A 19,415-nucleotide genomic window follows, 5' to 3' on the forward strand; every position below is an offset into this window, starting at 1 on the left:
TCCGGCGAAAAGCCTTGTGGTGATTGACCATGCTGACTTTTACTACGAAGAGCCTTGTGCAACAACAATATTCAGCCTGCCGCGTCGCTGTTGTAGCCCCGAGGGATCTCGAACGTGAATTCGTGGTCGCAAATTCGGACGTGATCGCCGTCCTTCAGCGTGGCCGCCGAGCGGATGCGCTGGTGTTGAACGTGGACGCCATTGGACGACCGCAGGTCGTTGATGACGTAGCTGGTGCCGGTGTCGACGATGACGGCGTGATGGCGGCTCACATTGGCGCTGGCCAGGATGATGTCGTTGTCACTGAGACGCCCGATCCGGGTCTCTGCCATGCGCAGTGGGTAACTGCGACCCGACGCCTCGTGCAGGTAGGCGGCGGGCTTGCCGGCGGGGACCTTGGTGCGCTGGTCCAGCAGGGTGATGGTGCCGACCGCCGTGGTCCTGGCCGATTTCTTGGCGTCCAGCGGCTCCTGGCGCAGGATCTTCTCGTTCAGCTCGCGCAACGTCGGGCCGGGGTCGATCCCGAGCTCGTCGGCGAGTGTCGTCTTCACCCGGCGGTACGCGGCCAGCGCGTCGGATTGGCGGTCGGTCAGATAGTAGGCGGTGATCAACTGGGCCCACAGCGGCTCGCGATAGGGGTGCTCGGTGATCAGGACTTCGAGGTCGCTGACCACGGAGGCGCCACGTCCGCAAGCGATTTCGGCCTCTGCCTTCGCGGTGTGGACGAGAATTTTTTCCTCCATGAGCGAGGTGGCGAAGGTGTCGACGAACTGAAAGTCGCGCAGGTCCTCGAGCACCGGTCCCCGCCATTGCGCCAACGCCGTCGACAGGTGCTGGCTCGCCTGCTCGAACCTGCTGAGCGCGGCCGCCTGCACGCCCGCGGTCTTCTCGGTGATGAACCGTCCCAGATCGCAACTGTTTTCGTCGACGGCCAGCCGGTAACCCGGCGGCGCGGCGGCCAGCACCGCCCGGGGATCGATACCGGCGCCGGTGAGCAGTTTGCGCAGATTGGACACATACGAGTGGATGCTGGCCCGCGCACCGGACGGGGGCTCGTCCTCCCACAGGGCGTTGATCAGCCGTTCGACGCCGACCGGGCTGTTCCGGTTCATCAGCAGCATGGCCAGCACCGCGCGTTGTTTGGGTGTGCCCAGCGGCACCATGGTGCCGTCAACAGTCATCTCCAACGGCCCGAGCAGGCCGAATTCGAGACTTTTGTCTACCATCGTCGCTAACCAGCCCTTCCGGGTTCCCTGCGCGGCGTCACCTGCCCATACGGTGTCATTCCTTGACATTGTGATACGAACACCCCGGAATTCGGTAATACCGGTGGAGATTGGTGTGCCGCGGGCTTCGGCTTCGCCATCGGCTGAAATGCGTTCCCTGCCAGCATGATCATCGACCGCTCGCCCGAATCCGGTTGGGATTCCTCGAAAACGCATGAGGCGAGCAGCCGACCCGAGGCGTGTGCTTCGGGTGGCTGCCCGCCGGTTTGACGTCGGTGTCCGGCTAGGTGGTGAATACCATCAGCTGCTTGCCGGCCTCCCAGGCTTTCATGAAGAGCGCCATCGGGATCTGCTCGTCGCGGCCGTCCTTGGTGCCGCTGTCGTTGAGGTGCACCACGTTGTTGGCGGTGTCGATACCGGTGACCACCACCGCGTGGTCGCCCCGGGGGTTGCCGTTGTCGTCCTTGTTTTCGACGGGTTGGCCCCAGATGAGCTCTCCGTTGACGCTGACGATGACCTGGTGGCCCTCGCCGAGTTGCTCCTCGAGTCCTTCGATGCCACCGAGGATGCCGTCTTTGGCGGCGTGCTCCTTATTGGTGATCGTGGCGTTGATCTTGTAAAGCGCCAGCAATGTCGGGATGTCCGCAAAGCTGGTGCCCATACCGGAATTCGGGTTTTTGGTGTTGGCCGGCGTGGTGTAGATCGAGCCGGGGTGCACGACGCTCGGCGTGGCTTGCGCCACCGTGATGATGGCCCGCTCCGAGGGCTCCTTGCCGGTGATCTGGCCGATCACGTCGGCGCTCGACATCAGGACGCAGTCGTCGTATTTCTGGTAGCGCCAGTACTTGGCGGCGGCTACCGGATCGCCGTACATCGTGCCCGCGGCCGCGTCGGCGGGGCCGGCCAATCCCAGCGCGACGGCACCGGCGATGACTGCCAGGGTGGCGGTCTTGGCGATCGTGGCGATCTTGGCGGTCTTTGCGGTCTTGGCGGTCTTTGCGGTCTTCATGGGAGTCCCCTTTCTCGTCCCGCGCTAGTGCGGGGTGGTTGAGAAAAGGCTCTGGTTGTGGCCTATTTGTTATCTCCACGAATTCTTGGAGTGACCTCGCGCCGCGCCGAACGGCGTACGCGCAGCGATGAAGACCGTGCTCAGACGGTGTGGAGGGCTAGTTGCAGGCCCACGTGTCGATGGAGCCGCCACCGAGTTTGGTCAGCGCGTCCTTCATCGCGGCGGCCAGGGTGGAGCCGACCCCGCCCTGGAATGCCTTGCCGTTGGTCGCGACGGCGCCGCAATCGGTGAAGCTGGTGAGCACCTTGCAGTCCGTGTAGGCGCAGTTTTTGACCGCGGTGGCCTCCGCGGCCGGCCGGGTTGGGTAGTCCCAGCTGCGGCCCCAGGAACCGTTGCTGGAGTAGGCAATCGCGCCGTATTGATCGGCGGCACCGACCGCGGGAGCCAGCGCGACGCTGATTGCGGCGGCAGCGGCCGTGCCGGCCACCGTGAACCGCCGACGACGAGTAATCATCCTCATTGGTGATTCCTTTCCGAATGCCGGCGGTCCGGCGGTTTCCACGTTTTCCAGGGGTTGCGATTCCACGCTTTTGGCCGGCTGCGCCTAAACGGGCTTGGTGGCGGTGACCGTCTTGCCCCAGTCGGACATCGTCAGCGTCACCGAGGTGTCGTTGGTGGGATGGACCTGAAGCTGGACCAGGTGTGAGGAGCCGTCCGAGGCGATCCAGACCGTGGTGGGCACCGTCGTCACGCTCTGGGCGGTCAGCTTGGAGCCGGCCAGCGTGGCGACGTCGTCAGCCGACGAGCTGCCGGTGATCTTGGTGGTCGCGACACCGTTGACCTGCTCGGTGCCGGCCACCGCGCCACCCTGCAGCTTCGACAGCAGGTTGGCCAACCCCTTGCTGGGGTCCAGCAGCACCGACACGTTGTAGATCGAGGCGCCGTTACCGAAGTCGGTGTAGACGCCGGGCTGCCCGAGATCGGAGTAAAGATGGCCGTCGACGTAGACGAATTTCGCGTCCTGCGGGGATTTGCCGACCAGCAGCGTCGCGCTACCGGTGGCAACCGTCTGCGGGGTGTTGGAGATGTCGCCGTCGAGCTTGGTCACCCGCAGGTTGGGCACGTCGCCCTGGACCGCCACGCTGACATGCATCCCGGTGACCTTGGTCATCGCGTCGGAGGCCTGCTTGAGCAGGGTGGCCGCCTCGCCGCTGGAGGTGGTGGCGGTGGTCCCGGGCGATTTGCCGGTGCTCGAGTTGCTCGAGCAGCCACCGACAGCGAGGACGAGGGCGAGCGCGGCGGCAGCGGCGGCCGTAACGGTGTGAGGCGAGAGCTTCATCGACATCTCCTTGAAGTGTTGGCCACAGCTGCTTACTGCATAGCAACCGCCGCGCAGCAAATCAACAGCCGGAAGGTTTACATCGGATCTCGCGGCTGCATGAGTCGGCCGACTGCCGGACATGGGCAGCCGAGGGGGTGAATTACCGTGATTGACAGAGTTTTCCAGTGTGGCTTCGGTGTTGTGGACGCGACGGTGTCGTCGAGTGCGGCGCGGTCCCGGCGCGCAAGAGCGCCCGCCGGGGCGGCCTGCAAATGGCGAATGGGGGGATCCCGGTTACCGAGATCCCCCCGCTAGCGGGTGGTGCGATCAGCTGAGCGCGCCGCCGAATTGCGGGCAGTACGCGGTGGCCGCGTTGACGACGAAGTGGGCCGCCTGGCTGCTGGTCAGGTTCGTCTGGCCGACGACCTCGTTGGCGATGTCGACGCCGCTTTCGCCGGAGGCCAGCGCCTGGCACACCTTCTGGCCGTTGTTGACAGCCTGCGCGGGTGAGGTGAAGGTGACGCCCACCTTGTTCATCTGCGTGATGAAGGCATCGTCGACTGTGGTGGCGCCCGCAACGCCGGCGCTGGCGAGTGCAGCGATCCCGATGGCGGCGGCGCCGATCGCGGTGCTGGCAATTGTGCGGATACGGTGAGCGAACATTGCTGTGGTCCTTTCGGGTGGGCGGTCTGGCTGCTGATGAACACAGCGTTGCGCCCACGCCTAAAAGGATTCTCAATGGCTTGGTCGGCCCCGGCCGAGACGGTAAACAGCGAATGGGGGATCCCGGGTGACCCGGGACCCCCCATCCAGTGGGTGGGTGCGATCAGGTGAGCTGCGGGGCGAGTGCCGGGCAGAAGGCGTGGGTCGCGTCGACGACGAAGTAGGCCGCCTGGTGGCTGGTCAGGTCCGTCTGCCGCAGGATCTCGGCGGCGACGTCGGTCCCGGTTTTCCCGGCGGCGAGTTCCTGGCAGACCTTGTGGCCGTCCTTGATGGCGTCCGCCGGCGAGCTGAAGGAGATGCCGAGCTTGTCCATCTGAGCGAGGAACGCGTCGTCTGCGGTGGTGGCTCCGGCGGTACCGGCGGTACCGACCGCGACCATCCCGATGGCGGCGGCGCCGATGATGGTGCTGGCGATGGTGTTGATACGGCGAGTGAACATTGTTCTGATCCTTTTCAGGTGTGCGGTTGGGGTGCTGATGGGACTAGCGTCAGCCGCACTTCTAAATGGATCCTCTATAACTTCTTGGCGTCGTTTCAGTCACGTCTCAGGTTCGCGCTGCGGCCGACAACTCAGGCCCTGGTCATCGCGTAATAGGCGCCGCGGCGGGCCATCAGTTCGGCGTGATTGCCCTGTTCGACGACGCGCCCGGACTCGACCACCACGATGCGATCGGCACCACGGATCGTCGAAAGACGATGTGCGATAACGAAACTCGTTCGGTCGCGACGAAGCTCGTGCATGGCACGCGCAATAAGCGCCTCGGTGCGGGTGTCCACCGAGCTGGTTGCCTCGTCCAGGATCAGCAGCTGTGGACGGGCCAGGAATGCGCGGGCGATCGTGATGAGCTGCTTCTCGCCGGCGCTGATGTTGGCGCCGTCGCCGGTGACCCGGGTCTGGTAGCCGGCCGGCAGGGTCTGGACAAAGCGGTCGACATAGGCCGCTCGGGCGGCTTCGACCACCTCGTGCGCGCCGGCCCCGGGGCGTCCATAGGCGATGTTCTCCGCGATGGTCCCGTCGAACAGCCAGGTGTCTTGCAGCACCATGCCGATTCGCGATCGCAGGGCTTGCCTGCTCATCGTGGTGATGTCGACGCCGTCGACCAGGATGCGGCCAGAATCGACGTCGTAGAACCGCATCAGCAGGTTCACCAGCGTGGTCTTGCCCGCTCCGGTCGGTCCGACGATCGCCACGGTGCTGCCCGGCTCGGCCGTCATCGACAGGTCTTCGATCACCGGCGTGCCGGCGCGGTAGGCAAAGTTCACGTGCTGGAACTCGACACGTCCGCGCGGCTGCGGGGCCTGGCCGTTGGGCGGCGTCGGCGTGGGATCCGGCGCTTCCTCGGGCTCGTCGAGCAGCTCGAACACCCGCTCGGCGCTGGCCACCCCGGATTGCAGGGTGTTGTACATCCCGGCCACCTGGCTCAGCGGCGTGTTGAACTGCCGGACGTATTGGATGAACGCCTGGATGTTGCCGAGGGTGATGTGCCCGGTGGCCACCTGCAGGCCGCCGATCACCGCGACCGCGACGTAGCCAAGGTTGCCGATGAACGTCGTCGCCGGCGCCACCAAACCGGAGAAGAACTGGGAGCCGAAGCTGGCGTGGTAGACGTCGTCGTTGAGGCTGCGGAATTGCTCGCGCGCCGCATCCCGGTGACCGAAGGTCTTGACCACCGTGAACCCGCTGTAGGTCTCCTCGATATGGGCGTTGAGCGCTCCGATGCTGGTCCACTGCGCCACGAACAGCCGGTGTGAGCGACGTGCGATCGCCCGGGACACCAGCAGCGACAGCGGCACGGTCAGCACGGTGATCAGCGTCAACAGCGGTGAAATCGACAGCATCATGACCAGCACGGTGACCACGGTCAGGATCGACGTCAGCAGCTGGCTGATCGTCATCGACAGCGAGGATTGAACGTTGTCGATGTCGTTGGTCACCCGGCTCAGCAGCTCGCCGCGCAGCCGTCCGTCGAAGTAGGACAGTGGCAGTCGGTGGACCTTGTCCTCGACCTCGCGGCGCAGCGCGACCATGGTGCGCTGCAGGATGAGGTTGAGCAGCCGGGCTTGTGCCCAAATCAAGAGCGCGGCAACGACGTACAGGGCCAGGGCAACTGCCAGCGTGTGTGCCACTGCGCCGAAGTCCACGCCGCGGCCGGGCACCACGTTCATTCCCGACAGCAGGTCGGCGAACATCCCGTCACCGCGCGCTCGCGCTTGGGCGATGGCCTGTGCCTTGCTGATTCCCGCGGGCAGCCCACGCCCGATCACGCCGTTGAAGAGCAAATCGGTGGCGTGACCGAGGATTCGGGGAACAATGACGCCGATCACCGTGCCGGTCAGGCCCAAAGCGATCACCGCGATGCTCAGCGTTCGTTGGGGCGCAAGCCGTTTCACCAGCCGGGCCGCGGTGCCCCAGAAGTCGCGGGATCGCGTGCGGGGAGCGGTTTCCCGGGCGACCCGGTTCGTCGCCGTGGTCACTGCGTTCCTCCTACTCCGGCGCCGACCGACTGCGAGTCGGCGAATTCCGCGTAGGTGGCGCAATCGTCGAGCAGCGACTCGTGGGTGCCCGAGCCGACAATTTTCCCGTCGTCGACGACGACGATCTGGTCGGCCTGCGACGCGGTCGAAATGCGCTGTGTAACAACGATGATGGTGGCGTCGCCGGAGATCTCCCGCAGTGCGGACCGGACCTGCGCGTCGGTGTGCACGTCGAGCGCGGAGAACGCGTCGTCGAACAAGTAGATGGCCGGGCGGCGGATGACTGCCCGGGCGATCGCCAGCCGTTGCCGTTGTCCGCCGGAGAAATTCATCCCGGCCTGGGCGACGCGCATCCGCAGCCCGTCGGCGTGCTCCCGCACGAATTCGTCGGCCGCCGCGACCCGCAATGCTTCCCACATCTCCTCGTCGGTGGCGTCGGCCTTTCCGAGTCGGAGGTTCGCCGCGATCGTGCCGGAGAAGAGATAGCCGCGCTGCGGGACCAGGCCGATCGCCGACCAGAGCCGCTCGGTGTCGTAGTCGCGGACGTCGAGGCCGTCGAGCAGGACCGCGCCGTCGGTCGCGTCGTAGAGCCGACAGATCAGCGACACCAGCGTCGACTTACCCGAGCCGGTGCTGCCGACGACCGCGGTGGTGGTGCCGGGTAACGCGGTCAACGAGATATCTTGCAGCACAGGGCGGTCGGCGCCCGGATAGGTGAACGTAGCACCGTCTAGGCGGACAACGCCGCTGATCATCCCCGCGTTCGGAAGCCGGGGGTGTTGCGGGCTGGCGATGGCGGGACGGGTGGACAGCACCTCGGTGATCCGCTCGGCGCAGACCGACGCTCGCGGCAGCACCACCAGCGTCATCGTCGCCATCAACACGGCCATCAGGATCTGCGTGAAGTAGGCAAGAAACGCGGTTAGCGAGCCGACCTGCATCTGGCCGTGATCGATGCGCAGCCCGCCGAACCAGATCAGCGCGACGCTGGACACGTTGATGGTCAGCGTGGTCACCGGCAGCATCAGCGCTTGCCAGTTGCCGGCGGTCAGGGATGCATTCGACAACGCGGTGTTGGCGCGGGAAAACCGTTCGCGCTCAAAGCTTTCGCGGGTGAAGGCCCGGACAACCCGCACGCCGGACAGTTGGTCGCGCAGTACCCGGTTGATGCCGTCGATCAGGGCCTGCATGCTGCGGAACAGCGGCAGCATGTGCGACATGATCCAGTAGTTGGCCACGGCCAGGACCGGGACGCTGACCAGCAACAGCCAGGTCAGCGCGGCCTCTTGGTGGATGGCCATGAAGATTCCGCCGATGCACATGATCGGCGCGGTGATCAGTACCGTGCCCGTCATCTGAACCAGGTACTGGATCTGCCGGACGTCGTTGGTGCTGCGGGTCAGCAAAGTCGGCGCGCCGAATCGGGCAGTCTCGGGCTCGGAGAAGGTGGTGACCTGGTCGAACATCGCCAGGCGCAGGTCGCGGCCAAACCCCATCCCGGTCCGTGAGCCGAAATAGGTGGCCCCGACCGAGCACAGCACTTGCAGCCCGGTGACGGCCAGCATCACCATGCCGAGCCGGACGATCGTCGCGGTGTCGCCCTTGGCGACGCCGTCATCGATGATCGCGGCGTTGACCGTCGGCAGGTACAGCGTCGCCAGCGTGCTGATCAGTTGGAGCACCAGCAGCACCGCCACCAGCCGGCGGTACGGCCGGATGTACTGGCGCAGCAGTGCCAGAAGCATTTGGTAACTGTCGCATACGGCGCGCGTCGTGGGGCGCAGCACCGCCGGGCGGCTGGGTGCGCGAGCCACCTCCGGCAAACACTTCGAAATGCCTGCTCAGGTGGCGCGTCGGTGGTTGACCCGCCGGGCTGCCGCTACAGTGCATCGTGTGGACCAGCAGGCTGAGCAGAAGCAGGGTAGCGGTGCGTCGTAACCTCACGGCGCTAGCCCTTGCGGCGATCACCATCTTTGTCCCGGCGATTGCGGGCTGCTCGGGTTCCGGCGACAACAAGCCGGGCGGGACGTCCTCGTCGACGCCGGGCAACGCCGAGGGCCACCACGGACCGATGTTTCCGCAGTGCGGAGGCATCAACGACCAGCAGGTGGCCGAGCTGACCAAAGTCAGCGGGCTGATCAACACGGCGCGCAATTCCGTGGGCTGCCAGTGGCTGGCCGGCGGCGGCATCCTCGGTCCGCACTTCTCTTTCTCCTGGTACCGCGGCAGCCCGATCGGGCGTGAGCGCAAGACCGAGGAGCTGTCGCGCGCCAGCGTCGACGACATCAACATCAACGGTCACAGCGGCTTCATCGCTGTCGGTAATGAGCCGAACCTGGGCGACTCGCTGTGCGAGGTCGGCATTCAGTTCCAGGACGACTTCATCGAATGGTCGATCAGCTTTAGTCAAAAGCCCTTCCCGCCGCCGTGTGACATCGCCAAAGAACTGACTCGTCAATCGATTGCGAACTCGAAATGATGACAAGACGTGTCCGGACGGCGGTGGTCATCTTGACCACCGCGCTGATGATCCTGACCGGCTGCTCGAGGTCGATCGGCGGTAACGCCGTCAAGGCGGGCGCCGGCGGCGTACCGCGCAACAACAATTCCCAGCAGCAGTACCCGAACCTGCTCAAGGAATGTGAGGTTCTGACCAGCGACATCCTGGCCAAGACCGTGGGTGCCGACCCGCTCGACATTCAGAGCACGTTCGTCGGCGCGATCTGCCGGTGGCAGGCGGCCAACCCGGCCGGCCTGATCGACATCACCCGGTTCTGGTTCGAGCAGGGCAGCCTGAGCGAAGAGCGTAAGGTCGCCGACTTCCTCAAGTACAAGGTGGAGACCCGGACGATCGCGGGTGTGAGTTCCATCGTGATGCGCCCGGACGACCCGAATGGTGCCTGCGGCGTGGCCAGCGACGCCGCCGGTGTCGTGGGCTGGTGGGTCAACCCGCAAGCACCCGGCATCGATGCCTGCGGCCAGGCCCTCAAGCTGATGGAGCTGACGCTCTCGACGAACTCCTAGCTCGTCGGCGCGGGCCCGGGCATCAGCGCGGGATGTGGAAGTCGATCAACGTGGCTCCGCCCCGTTGCAGGTCTTTCCAGTCGCCGGTGACCTTGAGCACCGCGATCCCTGATGTCGCGTATTTCTCTGAAATACGTTGCACCGCAGCCTCATTCGTGCCATCGTCGCTCGCCAGGCCGAGCGCCAGCGACGACATTGTCGGCTCGTGTCCGACGACCAGCAGGGTGTCGACGGAGTCGGGAACCTTGTTGATCTCGTCGATCATCGTGCCCGCGGTGGTGTCGTAGAGGCGCTCGCGGTATTGCACTGGAGCGTCGATGCCGGTGTTGGCCAGCGTCTCACGGGCACGGGTGGCCGTGGAGCACAGCACGGCGTCGATGCTGGGTTGATGGGCGCGCAGCCAGTCACCGCCCAGTCCCGCTTCCCTAATGCCGCGGGGCGCCAACGGTCGCTCGTGGTCCCCGACACCGGGTGGGTATCCAGATTTCGCATGCCGCATCAGCAGCAGGGTGCGCTCGCCGTTCACGCGGCTCACGCTACGTCGTGGTCGGGGTCGTCGTCGTCATTGCGTAGCAGTTTGTTGGGGTGGTGGTAGGAGTTGGTGCGGGGTTGGCCTCGATCAAGGTGCGGGGGCGGGATCCATTCGGTATCGCCGTTGGCGCGTTTTCTGGTGGTCCAGCCCGTCGGTCGCAGCATTCGGTGGTGGGGGCCGCAAGCGAAAGTGAGGTCGTCGACGTCGGTGGTGTGGCACTGGGCGTAGTCGGTGACATGGTGAACTTCGCAGTAGAAGCCGGGCAGGTTGCATCCGGGCGCTGAACAGCCGCGATCCTTGGCGTACAACACGATTCGTTGTCCGGGTGAGGCGAGGCGTTTGGTGTGATGCAGGGAAACAGCTTTGCCCTTGTCGAAGATGGCCAGGTAGTGGTGGGCGTGGCGGGCCAGGCGGATGACGTCGCTGATGGGCAGCCGGGTGCCTCCGCCGGTGATCCCGTGGCCGGTGGCGGCTTCCAACTCGGCCAGGGTGGTGGAGACGATGATGGCGGCGGGCAGCCCATTGTGCTGACCGAGCTCTCCGGAGGCCAGGACCGCGCGCAGGGCGGCGTTGAGGCCGTCGTGGTGGCGTTGGGCTGCTGAGCGGGGGTCGTGATCGATGGCGTCTTGGCTGGGGGTGCCGTCGACGCAGGGGGTGTGGTCGTCGGGGTTGCACATGCCGGGGGCGGCGAGTTTGGCCAGCACCGCTTCCAGGGTGGCACGTAGTTCGGGGGTGATCCAGCCATGTAGGGCTGACATGCCGTCGGGTTGCTGGCTGCCCAGGGTCACCCCGCGCCGCCGGGCGCGGTCGTCGTCGGAAAAGTTGCCGTCGGGGTTGAGCAGGTCGGTGAGGTGCTCGGCGAACCCGGTCAACTGGTCAGGCCGGTAGTGGGTGGCCAGCCGGGTCAGGTCGGCTTCGGCGCGGGTGCGGGTCTCGACATCGACCCACCCGGGCAGCTGGTGGTAGAAGCGGCGGATCACCGCCACATGCTCGACCCCGAGCTGCCCGGCGCGTTGGGCTTCGGCGGTGGCGGCCAGCACCGGTTTTAAGGGTTCACCGGTCAGGGCGCGGCGCTCACCGAGATCAGCCGCCTCCCGCACCCGCCTGCCGGCTTCGGCGCGGCTGATCAATGTCCAGTCCGCGATCGCGTGGGACAGTTTGCCGCCCAACTCCGCCGGGGTGGCCTCCTGCTGGAGTTGGTTGATCAGGGGATGCTCGCCGGCGGGTAGGCGCCGTCGTATCTTCTCGTAGCGGCCCAGCAGCACCAGCCGCTCGCGGGTGCACAGCATCTCGGTATCCAGGCCCAGGACGCCGTCCAGGGCGGTGTCGAGCGCGTCGAAGGCCGCCGTGACGACGTCCCCATCGACGACCACCGCTGAACTCATACCCTGAAACTAAACCCACCCACCGACAAAAAACGCCACCATGTGACTACAGAAACCACAGTGGCGCAAGAGAATTCGCCCGTGTGCACGCACGGCGACTGCCCCTCAAAGGCAGGCAAAAAGTCACACGGGCCCAGAACGAGGCAGCGTCGCCGCGGCCAGCCCGCCCGCTGCGAGGCGGGCACAAAGTCACCCGGACCAAGGCATGCCGGTCAGCGTCCCCGAAGTTGTCGGTGAACCCACTTAGACTCGCGGTGCCTTGATAGCCACGTCACTTCCAAAGGGGGAGCCGGGATGCGATTTCTGCACACCGCCGACTGGCAGCTGGGCATGACCCGCCACTTCCTGGCCGGCGACGCCCAGCCCCGGTATTCCGCGGCGCGACGCGACGCGGTGGCCGGCCTGGGTGCCCTCGCGACCGAGGTGGGCGCCGAGTTCGTCGTGGTCGCGGGTGACGTCTTCGAACACAACCAGCTCGACCCGAAGGTGATCGGGCAATCGCTGGAAGCCATGCGCGCCATCGGTATTCCGGTCTACCTGTTGCCCGGCAATCACGATCCGCTGGATGCGTCGTCGGTATTCACCAGCGCGTTGTTCACCCGGGAATGCCCGGACAACGTGATCGTGCTTGATCGGGCGGGCACGCATCAAGTGAGGCCGGGCCTCGAGATCGTCGCCGCGCCATGGCGGTCCAAGGCCCCGACCACCGATCTGGTCGCCGAAGTCCTTGAGGGACTCGACGCGGGCCCCGTCACCCGGGTGCTCGTGGCCCACGGCGGCGTCGACGTGCTCGACCCCGATCGCGAGAAGCCGTCGCTGATCCGGCTGGCCGGGCTCGAAGAGGCGTTGACCCGCGGCGCGATCCACTATGCGGCGCTGGGGGATAAGCACTCCCTCACGCAGGTCGGTGCGACCGGCCGGGTCTGGTACTCCGGCTCGCCGGAGGTCACGAATTTCGATGATGTCGAATCGAATCCGGGACACGTCCTGGTAGTCGACATCGACGAAAGCAACGAGGTATCGGTGACGCCGCGGCACGTGGGCCATTGGCGGTTTGTCACCCTGCACCGTCAGGTCGACAGCAGCCGCGACATCGCCGACCTCGACATGAATCTCGATCTGATGACCGACAAGGACCGCACCGTGGTGCGCCTGGCACTGACGGGTTCGTTGACGGTCACCGACCGCGCCGAGTTGGACGGCTGCCTGGACAGATTCGCGCGGCTGTTCGCCGACTTGCGCACGTGGGAACGCCACACCGACCTCGCGGTGATACCCGCCGACGGCGAGTTCACCGATCTCGGCATCGGCGGATTCGCCGCTGCGGCCGTCGAAGAGCTGGTGGCCACGGCCCGCAGAGACGACACCGACTCCGCGACCGACGCCCAGGCCGCACTGGCGCTGTTGCTGCGCCTCACCGGATCGACAGAAGTGCGGCCTGCCGACCGGAGGTCGGCATGAAGTTACACCGGTTGATCCTGACGAATTATCGCGGAATCCGCCACCGCGAGATCGAGTTTCCCGACCACGGCGTGGTTGTGGTCAGCGGTGCCAACGAGATTGGCAAGTCCTCGATGATCGAGGCGCTTGATCTGCTACTGGAGTCCAGGGACCGCTCGACGAAGAAGGAAGTCAAGCAGGTCAAGCCCACCAACAGCGACGTCGGCTCCGAGGTGACCGCCGAAATCAGCAGCGGCGCTTACCGATTCATCTATCGCAAGCGCTTTCACAAGAAGCCCGAGACGGAGTTGACCGTCTTGGAGCCGCGCCGCGAGCAGCTCACCGGCGACGAAGCCCATGAAAGGGTCCGCAGCATGCTCGCCGAGACGGTGGACAACGACCTGTGGCACGCCCAGCGCGTGCTGCAGTCCACATCGACGGCCGCGGTGGATCTTTCCGGCTGCGATGCACTTTCGCGTGCACTCGATGTCGCGGCCGGTGACGAGGCCGCCCTATCCGGCAACGAGCCGCTGCTGATCGAACGGATCGACGCCGAGTACGCGCGCTATTTCACCCCCACCGGACGGCCCACCGGCGAGTGGGCCGCGGCCATCGCTCGACTGTCCGACGCCGACGCTGTGGTTGCGGAGTGCACGGCGGCGGTCGCGGAAGTCGACGACCGGGTGCGCCGCCACGCCGTGCTGACCGAACAAGTGGCCGAACTCTCGCAACTGCGGCTTGCGGCCGGTCCGCGGTTGGCCGTCGCACAGGCCGCCGCTGACAAGGCCGCGGAACTCACCCGCCAAGCGCGGGAAGCCAAGCTGGTCGCGGCCGCCGCCGCGGCGAACAGCGCCGCAGCCGACGCCGCGCACAACGGCCGGTTGCGCCTGGTCGCTGAGATCGAAACGCGCACCGCGGCGGTCGCGGCCGTCGAGGCGCAAGCCCAACAAGCCGCCGATGCGCTGACGGCCGCGCAGGTCGACGCCGAGGCGGCCGGTACCGCGTTGCAAGAGGCCACGCAGGTTCTGGCCGATCTGCAGAGCCGCGTCGAATCGGCCCGCCGCGCCGTCGATCAGCTCGCCGAGCGCGAAGAGATCGACCGGTTGAGCACCCGGCTGGCCAAGATCGACGCCATCCACCGTGACCGTGACCGGGTCGGTGCGGAGCTCTCCGAGGTCGTACTCACCGAGCAACTGCTGCGCCGAATCGAAAGCGCAGCAGCGGCGGTCGATCGTGCGGGGGACCAGCTGACGTTGATCTCGGCGGCGGTCGAATTCACCGCCGTGGCCGACATCCAACTCGCGGTCGGGGGAGAACCCGTCACGCTGTCGGCGGGGCACGCCTGGTCGACGACGCTCACCGGCCCGACCGAAGTCGAGGTTCCCGGTGTCCTCACCGCGCGGATCACTCCCGGTGCGACCGCGCTTGACGTACAGGCGAAATATGCTGCGGCGCAACAACAGCTGACGGAAGCGCTGGCCGAAGGCAAGGTGGCCGATCTCGCCGCGGCGAGACTGGCCGACCAGCACCGCCGCGAATTGCAGAGCAGCCACGACCAATTGAGCGCGACACTGTCCGGACTGTGCGGTGACGACGATATCGATGTGCTCCGGGAGCGGCTGGCGCAGCTGCGCGCCGGCCAGCCGGCCGAGCCCGATCTGTTCGCCACCGATATCGGCTCTGCGCGCGCCGAACTCGACGCCGCGCAGGCCGCTCGCCTGGCCGCGGAAACCGCGTCCGAGTCCAGTCGCCGGACCGCCGCGGCCGTCGATGCAAAACTCGCTGAAAGCTCAACCCGGGCAACACTTTTGCTCAACGAAGTGACAATCCAACGAGCCGAACTGGCTAGGGCGACCGATCAGCTGGCGGCCGAGCGGATCTCGGTGGCCGACGAGGACCTGGCTTCTTCGGCGGATGCCGGACAGAAGGCTGCGGCAGCCGCGGAGCGTCGGGCCGCCGAACTTGCCGAAGAATTGGCCGCCGCGGCGCCCGATGCGGTGACAGCCGAATTGGCGGCGGCCAACGAGGCGGCGACGTCGCTCGGGGCGAGCTACGAAGATGCGGCCCGCTCGTTGCGCGAGCTCACCATCGAACTCTCGGTATTCGGCAGCGAGGGCCGCCAGGGCAAGCTCGACGCCGCGGAGATCGAGCGTGAGCATGCCGCCAATCAGCACACCCGGATCGGCGCCCGGGCCCGCGCCGCGCAGCTGTTGCGTTCGGTGATGGCCCGCCATCGCGACACCACCCGGCTGGGCTACGTCGAGCCCTACCGCACCGAATTGCAGCGACTCGGCCGCCCGGTGTTCGGGCCCAGCTTCGAGGTCGACGTCGATACCGACTTGTGTATCCGCAGCCGAACACTCGATGGCATCACGGTGCCGTACGACTCCCTATCCGGCGGGGCCAAGGAGCAACTCGGGATCCTGGCGCGGTTGGCCGGTGCCGCGCTGGTCGCCAAGGAGGACGCCGTTCCAGTCGTCGTCGACGACGCACTTGGGTTCACCGACCCCGAGCGGCTGGCCAAGATGGGCGCGGTGTTCGATACCGTCGGCGCGCAGGGTCAACTGATCGTGTTGACATGTAGTCCCGATCGTTACGACAGCGTGAAAGGTGCGCACCGCATCGACCTCACTGTGTAGCACCCGGGGGGTCGTCCCGCGTGACACTCACCCCGAAACTACTGGCTCGGCGGGCTCTGTCGCGGTGCTGATCGGGGAGAAGGCCACCGACCTGATCACCGGTTGATCGCCGACGTGGCTCCGCTGTCAGTTACCTGAGAGTTTCCCGGTCGGCCCTTGGGATGTTGGATTCGGCCTCAAGAATCGGGTACGGGGAGTCAGTGAGCACCATCTGGGGGAGGAAACACGTGACTGAAGTTGAGGTTGAGGTTCGCTGCCTGCTGGATAAGGTCACACCGGCCGCCACGCAGGCTCGCGATCTTGCTGGTCGGCATCCCGAGAGTGAACATTTATTCGAGGCGTGGAAGAGTCTCGACGCTTCTCATACGCTGCTCCACCGGTACCTGCGGCTCGCACGAGAAGCCGCACAATGAGGTACGCGATACTGGCCGGGATCGCCGCCTACATCATCACCGTAGTAACCACTGAGCGGGGTTGGCGGTCGCTGACCACCCTCCTCGGCGGCGCCACTCGCAGCGAACGGGTGCAACGCGGCAAAGTCGAAGGATTGCTCGACGAGCTGGAACGGGTCTCCACCCGGCTGCGAGTGGAGGGTGACGTCGGGAAGAAGCAGGGCGTCGACCTGGCCCTCTTCCACGTCAGGAACCGTCTAACCTAAGCGGACCCTTTCCCGCAGGAACGCTGCCGCGCTGCTGATCGCGAGTGACCCCGGCAGAATGGGCGGCGATGACCATGAACGCGAAACGGCGCCGAGTGCACGAAAGGCTTGCGGGAATGCCCGGCGTGCGACCGGTGCGCAGGCCGATATCCCCAGGCAGCGCGGACGAATTCGATCTGTACTACGTGCGCACCGGCCGCAAGTCCGCCCACCCGCTGGTCATCATCCCGGGCGGCCCGGGCGTGGCGTCGCTGCAGGTCTACAAGGGGCTACGGCGTCGCGCCGCGCTCGCCGGTCTCGACGTCATCATGATCGAGCACCGGGGGATCGGCATGTCGCGGCACGACGACTCCGGCACGGACCTGCCGCCGGAAGCGATCACCGTCGACCAGGTAGTCGACGACATCGCCGCCGTGCTCGACGACGCCCACGTGGACTCCGCCGTCATGTACGGCACTTCGTACGGCAGCTATATCTCGGCGGGCTTCGGCGTACGCCATCCGGGCCGGGTGCACGCGATGATTCTGGATTCGCCCCTGCTGTCACGACACGACATCGCGGTCGTCCGCCGCGCCGTCCGCGGACTGCTGTTCGACGGCGATACCCCCGAAACCGCCGCATTGGCCCCCAAGGTCCGCAAGCTGATCGACGCCGGGGTAATGGCCGGGACGGCGGGCGAGATTGCCGCCACCATCTACGCCTACGGCGGGGCAGGGCTGCTGGATCGCGAACTCGACCTGTTGCTCAGCGGCCGAATGACGTTGTGGCGGATGCTGTCTCGCTTCTCCGCCGTCGTGAGTCTCAATGTCGCGTACCGTCATGAAATCGATCTGGTGAGCCGCATCGCGTTCCGCGAACTCGACTACGGGGCCCAGCCCGACGGCCTGCCGCTCGATCCGGCCGTCGCGCTGCGTGAAATCATCAACGGCACAGATGCTTTCGAGGCAGAGCCGTACGATCTGGTGGCGCAGATGCCCAAGTTCACCTGGCCCACTGTCGTGGTCTCCGGCGGGCGTGATCTGGTGACACCGCGGGCGGTGGCAGAGCAGGTGGCATCGCTGGTGCCGAATGCTCTGCTATTGGCGTTGCCGACGATGGCACACAGCGCCGTGGACTTTCGTGAGCCCGCCGCACTGATCATCGCCGAGGCGGTGTGCCGCGGCGAAGTCGACCAGCTCGCCGGCCGGGGACCGGCGCTGGACACGTTGCCGGCCCGTCCCGCGATACGCCTGCTGTGGAAGGCCGTCGAGGTGGCCGCGATCGCGGAGGGTGCGCTGCCGGTGGTGACGCCGCCGTGGCGGCGGCTCAGGTCCGCATGAACCCGACCGCGGTGTAGTCCACATCGGCCAGTCCGGCCGCGCCGTAATTGGCCAAATCCTTTCGTACCGCTCGGTTCCCGGGCGACTGGAACAGCGGCAGGTTGAAGCCCTCCCGCCAGATCATCTGGTCAACCTGGTTGGCGAGAGCACGCGCCTTGTTCTGGTCCAGCTCCGACAACGTCTCGGTGATCTTCGCATCGATCGCGGCGTTGCCGATCCTGCCGAAGTTGCTGTCACCGTCCGAGGTGTAAATCTGCGCAAGCGCCGACAACGGGAAAGCATTGCCTTCCCAACCGAATTGGGCGATATCGAAATCGCCGACGCCGACGTACTGGCTGAAAAATCCGCTACCGGCTTTGAGGTCAAGTACCAGCTTCACACCGATCTGCGCCAGGCTGTTCTGCGCAACCATGGCAATCTGGCGGTTGGATGCCGCGTCGAAGAGTACGTCGCGAACGACGAGCTGCTTGCCGTCCTTCTCCCGCACCGCGCCGTTGAGTTTCCACCCCATGGCATCGAGGTCGCGTCGGGCCTTATCCGGGTTGTAAGCGCCGGGAGCGCTGTTGTCTTGGTAGCCAACCTGTCCGGCCACGTAGACGTGGTTGTTCAGCGGCACGGGATGGGCGCTCAGCCCGTGCTGGACGACATCGACGATGGCTTGGCGGTCGATACCCTGGCAGATCGCCAGTCGCAGCCGCTCGTCGGCCATGATCGACCCCTCGGCGCCATTGAACGTGAAGTGGAACCAAGTCGGTGCCGGCGCGCGCCGGATCACGATGCCGGGTGTGCGCTGGGCGGTCACCATATCGTCGAGCGTCGTGATGCCGGCGGCATCGATCGCCTTGTTCTGCAGGGCAGGGATGATGGCCGAGACGTCGAGCACCAGGAAGGTGATCGAATCCAGCCGCGGCTTGCGGCCCCACCATCGAGGATTACGGGTCAGCACGATGCGCTGCGCGGTCCGGTCGATCGTGGACACGATGAAGGGACCGGCCGACGGGCCCGGAGCTTCGAGCTGGCCCTTGTTGAAGACCTCCGGGTTGGCCGTCATGCTGCGCGGCTGTATCCCTCCGGCGAACATTCCGCGCCATTCGGCGTACGGATCGGAGAAGGTGACCACCGCCTGCCGGTCGTTCACACCTCTGGTCACCGACTTCACCCGTTCGAACCCGGCCCGGCTGGCGATCAAGTACTTCTTGTCGCGGCCGTTGCACGCGTCGACCTCCGACTTGAGGTCTTCCCACGTGATCGGCGTACCGTCGCTCCACGTTGCCTTGGGATTGATTGTGTACGTGACGGTTTGGGGATTGGTGCCGGTCAGCTCGGCACCGGTGAAGTAGTCGGCGTTGAGCTCCAGCCTGCCGTCCGCCTGGGTCATGAACGCCCCCGGCAGCGTGGCCGCCAGCACCGCACCGGTGTCAGACGTATTGCCGTCGATGTTCAACTGATTGAAGTTGTCCGGGAACTCCGTCAGCGGTAGTCGCAGGTCGCCACCGTCTTGCAGCGTTGCCGGGTCCTGCGGATTCATGTCGCTGGTAGCGCCGACCTGGGCCGCCCGGGTCGCCGGCAGGTCCTCGTAGCCACTCGAGCAGCCGGTGACCATCACCATGAACGCCAACGCCAGCGCCGCGAGCCTGCGGGCTCTCGGTAGGTGTGTCACGCGC

18 protein-coding genes are annotated in these 19,415 nt (G+C 66.1%); 7 read left to right on the forward strand and 11 right to left on the reverse strand.

Annotated features, from left to right (window positions below):
- Positions 1–71 precede the first annotated feature (71 nt).
- The 8 genes from SKC41_RS15225 to SKC41_RS15260 form a co-directional block, all read right to left on the reverse strand.
- Positions 72–1,226, reverse strand: a complete 1,155-nt coding sequence (locus tag SKC41_RS15225; protein ID WP_330978338.1) for a BTAD domain-containing putative transcriptional regulator — start codon at positions 1,224–1,226, stop codon at positions 72–74.
- Between the two features lie 283 nt (positions 1,227–1,509).
- Positions 1,510–2,235, reverse strand: a complete 726-nt coding sequence (locus SKC41_RS15230; protein WP_330978339.1) for a C39 family peptidase — start codon at positions 2,233–2,235, stop codon at positions 1,510–1,512.
- Between the two features lie 157 nt (positions 2,236–2,392).
- The gene (locus SKC41_RS15235) at positions 2,393–2,749 is read right to left on the reverse strand and encodes a DUF4189 domain-containing protein (protein WP_330978905.1); all 357 of its coding nucleotides are present in this window, start codon (positions 2,747–2,749) and stop codon (positions 2,393–2,395) included.
- Positions 2,750–2,839: 90 nt separating this feature from the next.
- On the reverse strand, positions 2,840–3,574 hold the full coding sequence (locus SKC41_RS15240) for an LppX_LprAFG lipoprotein (protein WP_330978340.1): 735 nt from the start codon (positions 3,572–3,574) through the stop codon (positions 2,840–2,842).
- Positions 3,575–3,883: 309 nt separating this feature from the next.
- Positions 3,884–4,219, reverse strand: coding sequence for a DUF732 domain-containing protein (locus SKC41_RS15245; RefSeq protein WP_330978341.1), 336 nt, complete (start codon positions 4,217–4,219; stop codon positions 3,884–3,886).
- 163 nt (positions 4,220–4,382) lie between these two features.
- The gene (locus SKC41_RS15250) at positions 4,383–4,718 is read right to left on the reverse strand and encodes a DUF732 domain-containing protein (protein ID WP_330978342.1); all 336 of its coding nucleotides are present in this window, start codon (positions 4,716–4,718) and stop codon (positions 4,383–4,385) included.
- A gap of 131 nt (positions 4,719–4,849) precedes the next feature.
- Positions 4,850–6,754 carry an ABC transporter ATP-binding protein gene (locus SKC41_RS15255; protein ID WP_330978343.1) on the reverse strand — a complete coding sequence of 635 codons (1,905 nt, stop codon included), beginning with the start codon at positions 6,752–6,754 and terminating at the stop codon, positions 4,850–4,852.
- Complete coding sequence (locus SKC41_RS15260; protein WP_330978344.1) at positions 6,751–8,499, reverse strand: ABC transporter ATP-binding protein; 1,749 nt, start codon at positions 8,497–8,499, stop codon at positions 6,751–6,753. The genes SKC41_RS15255 and SKC41_RS15260 overlap by 4 nt, the downstream gene beginning before the upstream one ends.
- A gap of 182 nt (positions 8,500–8,681) precedes the next feature.
- On the opposite strand from SKC41_RS15260, the gene SKC41_RS15265 reads away from it, so the two are divergent.
- Positions 8,682–9,233 carry a DUF3558 domain-containing protein gene (locus SKC41_RS15265; protein ID WP_330978345.1) on the forward strand — a complete coding sequence of 184 codons (552 nt, stop codon included), beginning with the start codon at positions 8,682–8,684 and terminating at the stop codon, positions 9,231–9,233.
- Positions 9,233–9,778, forward strand: coding sequence for a DUF3558 domain-containing protein (locus tag SKC41_RS15270; protein ID WP_330978346.1), 546 nt, complete (start codon positions 9,233–9,235; stop codon positions 9,776–9,778). The genes SKC41_RS15265 and SKC41_RS15270 overlap by 1 nt, the downstream gene beginning before the upstream one ends.
- Positions 9,779–9,800: 22 nt before the next feature.
- Here the strand turns inward: SKC41_RS15270 and SKC41_RS15275 are convergent, their stop codons facing one another.
- Together SKC41_RS15275 and SKC41_RS15280 are read right to left on the reverse strand one after the other, a co-directional pair.
- A complete protein-coding gene (locus SKC41_RS15275; protein ID WP_330978347.1) occupies positions 9,801–10,304 on the reverse strand; it encodes a SixA phosphatase family protein in 504 nt (167 codons plus the stop codon).
- Between the two features lie 5 nt (positions 10,305–10,309).
- Complete coding sequence (locus SKC41_RS15280) at positions 10,310–11,695, reverse strand: HNH endonuclease signature motif containing protein (RefSeq protein ID WP_330978348.1); 1,386 nt, start codon at positions 11,693–11,695, stop codon at positions 10,310–10,312.
- Between the two features lie 294 nt (positions 11,696–11,989).
- On the opposite strand from SKC41_RS15280, the gene SKC41_RS15285 reads away from it, so the two are divergent.
- From SKC41_RS15285 to SKC41_RS15305, 5 genes are all read left to right on the forward strand, one after another.
- Positions 11,990–13,156 (forward strand): metallophosphoesterase family protein, encoded by a 1,167-nt coding sequence (locus SKC41_RS15285; protein WP_330978349.1) that lies wholly within the window; start codon positions 11,990–11,992, stop codon positions 13,154–13,156.
- Positions 13,153–15,774, forward strand: coding sequence for an AAA family ATPase (locus SKC41_RS15290; protein ID WP_330978350.1), 2,622 nt, complete (start codon positions 13,153–13,155; stop codon positions 15,772–15,774). Before SKC41_RS15285 ends, SKC41_RS15290 begins: the two co-directional genes overlap by 4 nt.
- 227 nt (positions 15,775–16,001) lie before the next feature.
- On the forward strand, positions 16,002–16,187 hold the full coding sequence (locus SKC41_RS15295; protein ID WP_330978351.1) for a hypothetical protein: 186 nt from the start codon (positions 16,002–16,004) through the stop codon (positions 16,185–16,187).
- Positions 16,184–16,432, forward strand: coding sequence for a hypothetical protein (locus SKC41_RS15300; RefSeq protein ID WP_330978352.1), 249 nt, complete (start codon positions 16,184–16,186; stop codon positions 16,430–16,432). Before SKC41_RS15295 ends, SKC41_RS15300 begins: the two co-directional genes overlap by 4 nt.
- A gap of 68 nt (positions 16,433–16,500) precedes the next feature.
- A complete protein-coding gene (locus SKC41_RS15305) occupies positions 16,501–17,751 on the forward strand; it encodes an alpha/beta hydrolase (protein WP_330978353.1) in 1,251 nt (416 codons plus the stop codon).
- Here SKC41_RS15305 and SKC41_RS15310 read toward each other — a convergent pair.
- Positions 17,738–19,360, reverse strand: a complete 1,623-nt coding sequence (locus SKC41_RS15310) for an ABC transporter family substrate-binding protein (protein ID WP_330978906.1) — start codon at positions 19,358–19,360, stop codon at positions 17,738–17,740. The two genes, SKC41_RS15305 and SKC41_RS15310, sit on opposite strands and share 14 nt — an antisense overlap.
- Between the last annotated feature and the right edge of the window lie 55 nt (positions 19,361–19,415).

Origin of the sequence: Mycobacterium sp. 050128 (assembly GCF_036409155.1) — a bacterium.
GTDB lineage: Bacteria > Actinomycetota > Actinomycetes > Mycobacteriales > Mycobacteriaceae > Mycobacterium.

Coding starts and splice junctions, on each gene's coding strand:
- SKC41_RS15310 (WP_330978906.1), bottom strand. CDS start 19,360: ATGGTGATGGTCACCGGCTGCTCGAGTGGCTACGAGGACCTGCCGGCG.
- SKC41_RS15230 (WP_330978339.1), bottom strand. CDS start 2,235: ATGAAGACCGCAAAGACCGCCAAGACCGCAAAGACCGCCAAGATCGCC.
- SKC41_RS15305 (WP_330978353.1), top strand. CDS start 16,501: ATGACCATGAACGCGAAACGGCGCCGAGTGCACGAAAGGCTTGCGGGA.
- SKC41_RS15250 (WP_330978342.1), bottom strand. CDS start 4,718: ATGTTCACTCGCCGTATCAACACCATCGCCAGCACCATCATCGGCGCC.
- SKC41_RS15260 (WP_330978344.1), bottom strand. CDS start 8,499: ATGCTTCTGGCACTGCTGCGCCAGTACATCCGGCCGTACCGCCGGCTG.
- SKC41_RS15270 (WP_330978346.1), top strand. CDS start 9,233: ATGACAAGACGTGTCCGGACGGCGGTGGTCATCTTGACCACCGCGCTG.
- SKC41_RS15245 (WP_330978341.1), bottom strand. CDS start 4,219: ATGTTCGCTCACCGTATCCGCACAATTGCCAGCACCGCGATCGGCGCC.
- SKC41_RS15285 (WP_330978349.1), top strand. CDS start 11,990: ATGCGATTTCTGCACACCGCCGACTGGCAGCTGGGCATGACCCGCCAC.
- SKC41_RS15235 (WP_330978905.1), bottom strand. CDS start 2,749: ATGATTACTCGTCGTCGGCGGTTCACGGTGGCCGGCACGGCCGCTGCC.
- SKC41_RS15240 (WP_330978340.1), bottom strand. CDS start 3,574: ATGAAGCTCTCGCCTCACACCGTTACGGCCGCCGCTGCCGCCGCGCTC.
- SKC41_RS15290 (WP_330978350.1), top strand. CDS start 13,153: ATGAAGTTACACCGGTTGATCCTGACGAATTATCGCGGAATCCGCCAC.
- SKC41_RS15300 (WP_330978352.1), top strand. CDS start 16,184: ATGAGGTACGCGATACTGGCCGGGATCGCCGCCTACATCATCACCGTA.
- SKC41_RS15280 (WP_330978348.1), bottom strand. CDS start 11,695: ATGAGTTCAGCGGTGGTCGTCGATGGGGACGTCGTCACGGCGGCCTTC.
- SKC41_RS15225 (WP_330978338.1), bottom strand. CDS start 1,226: ATGGTAGACAAAAGTCTCGAATTCGGCCTGCTCGGGCCGTTGGAGATG.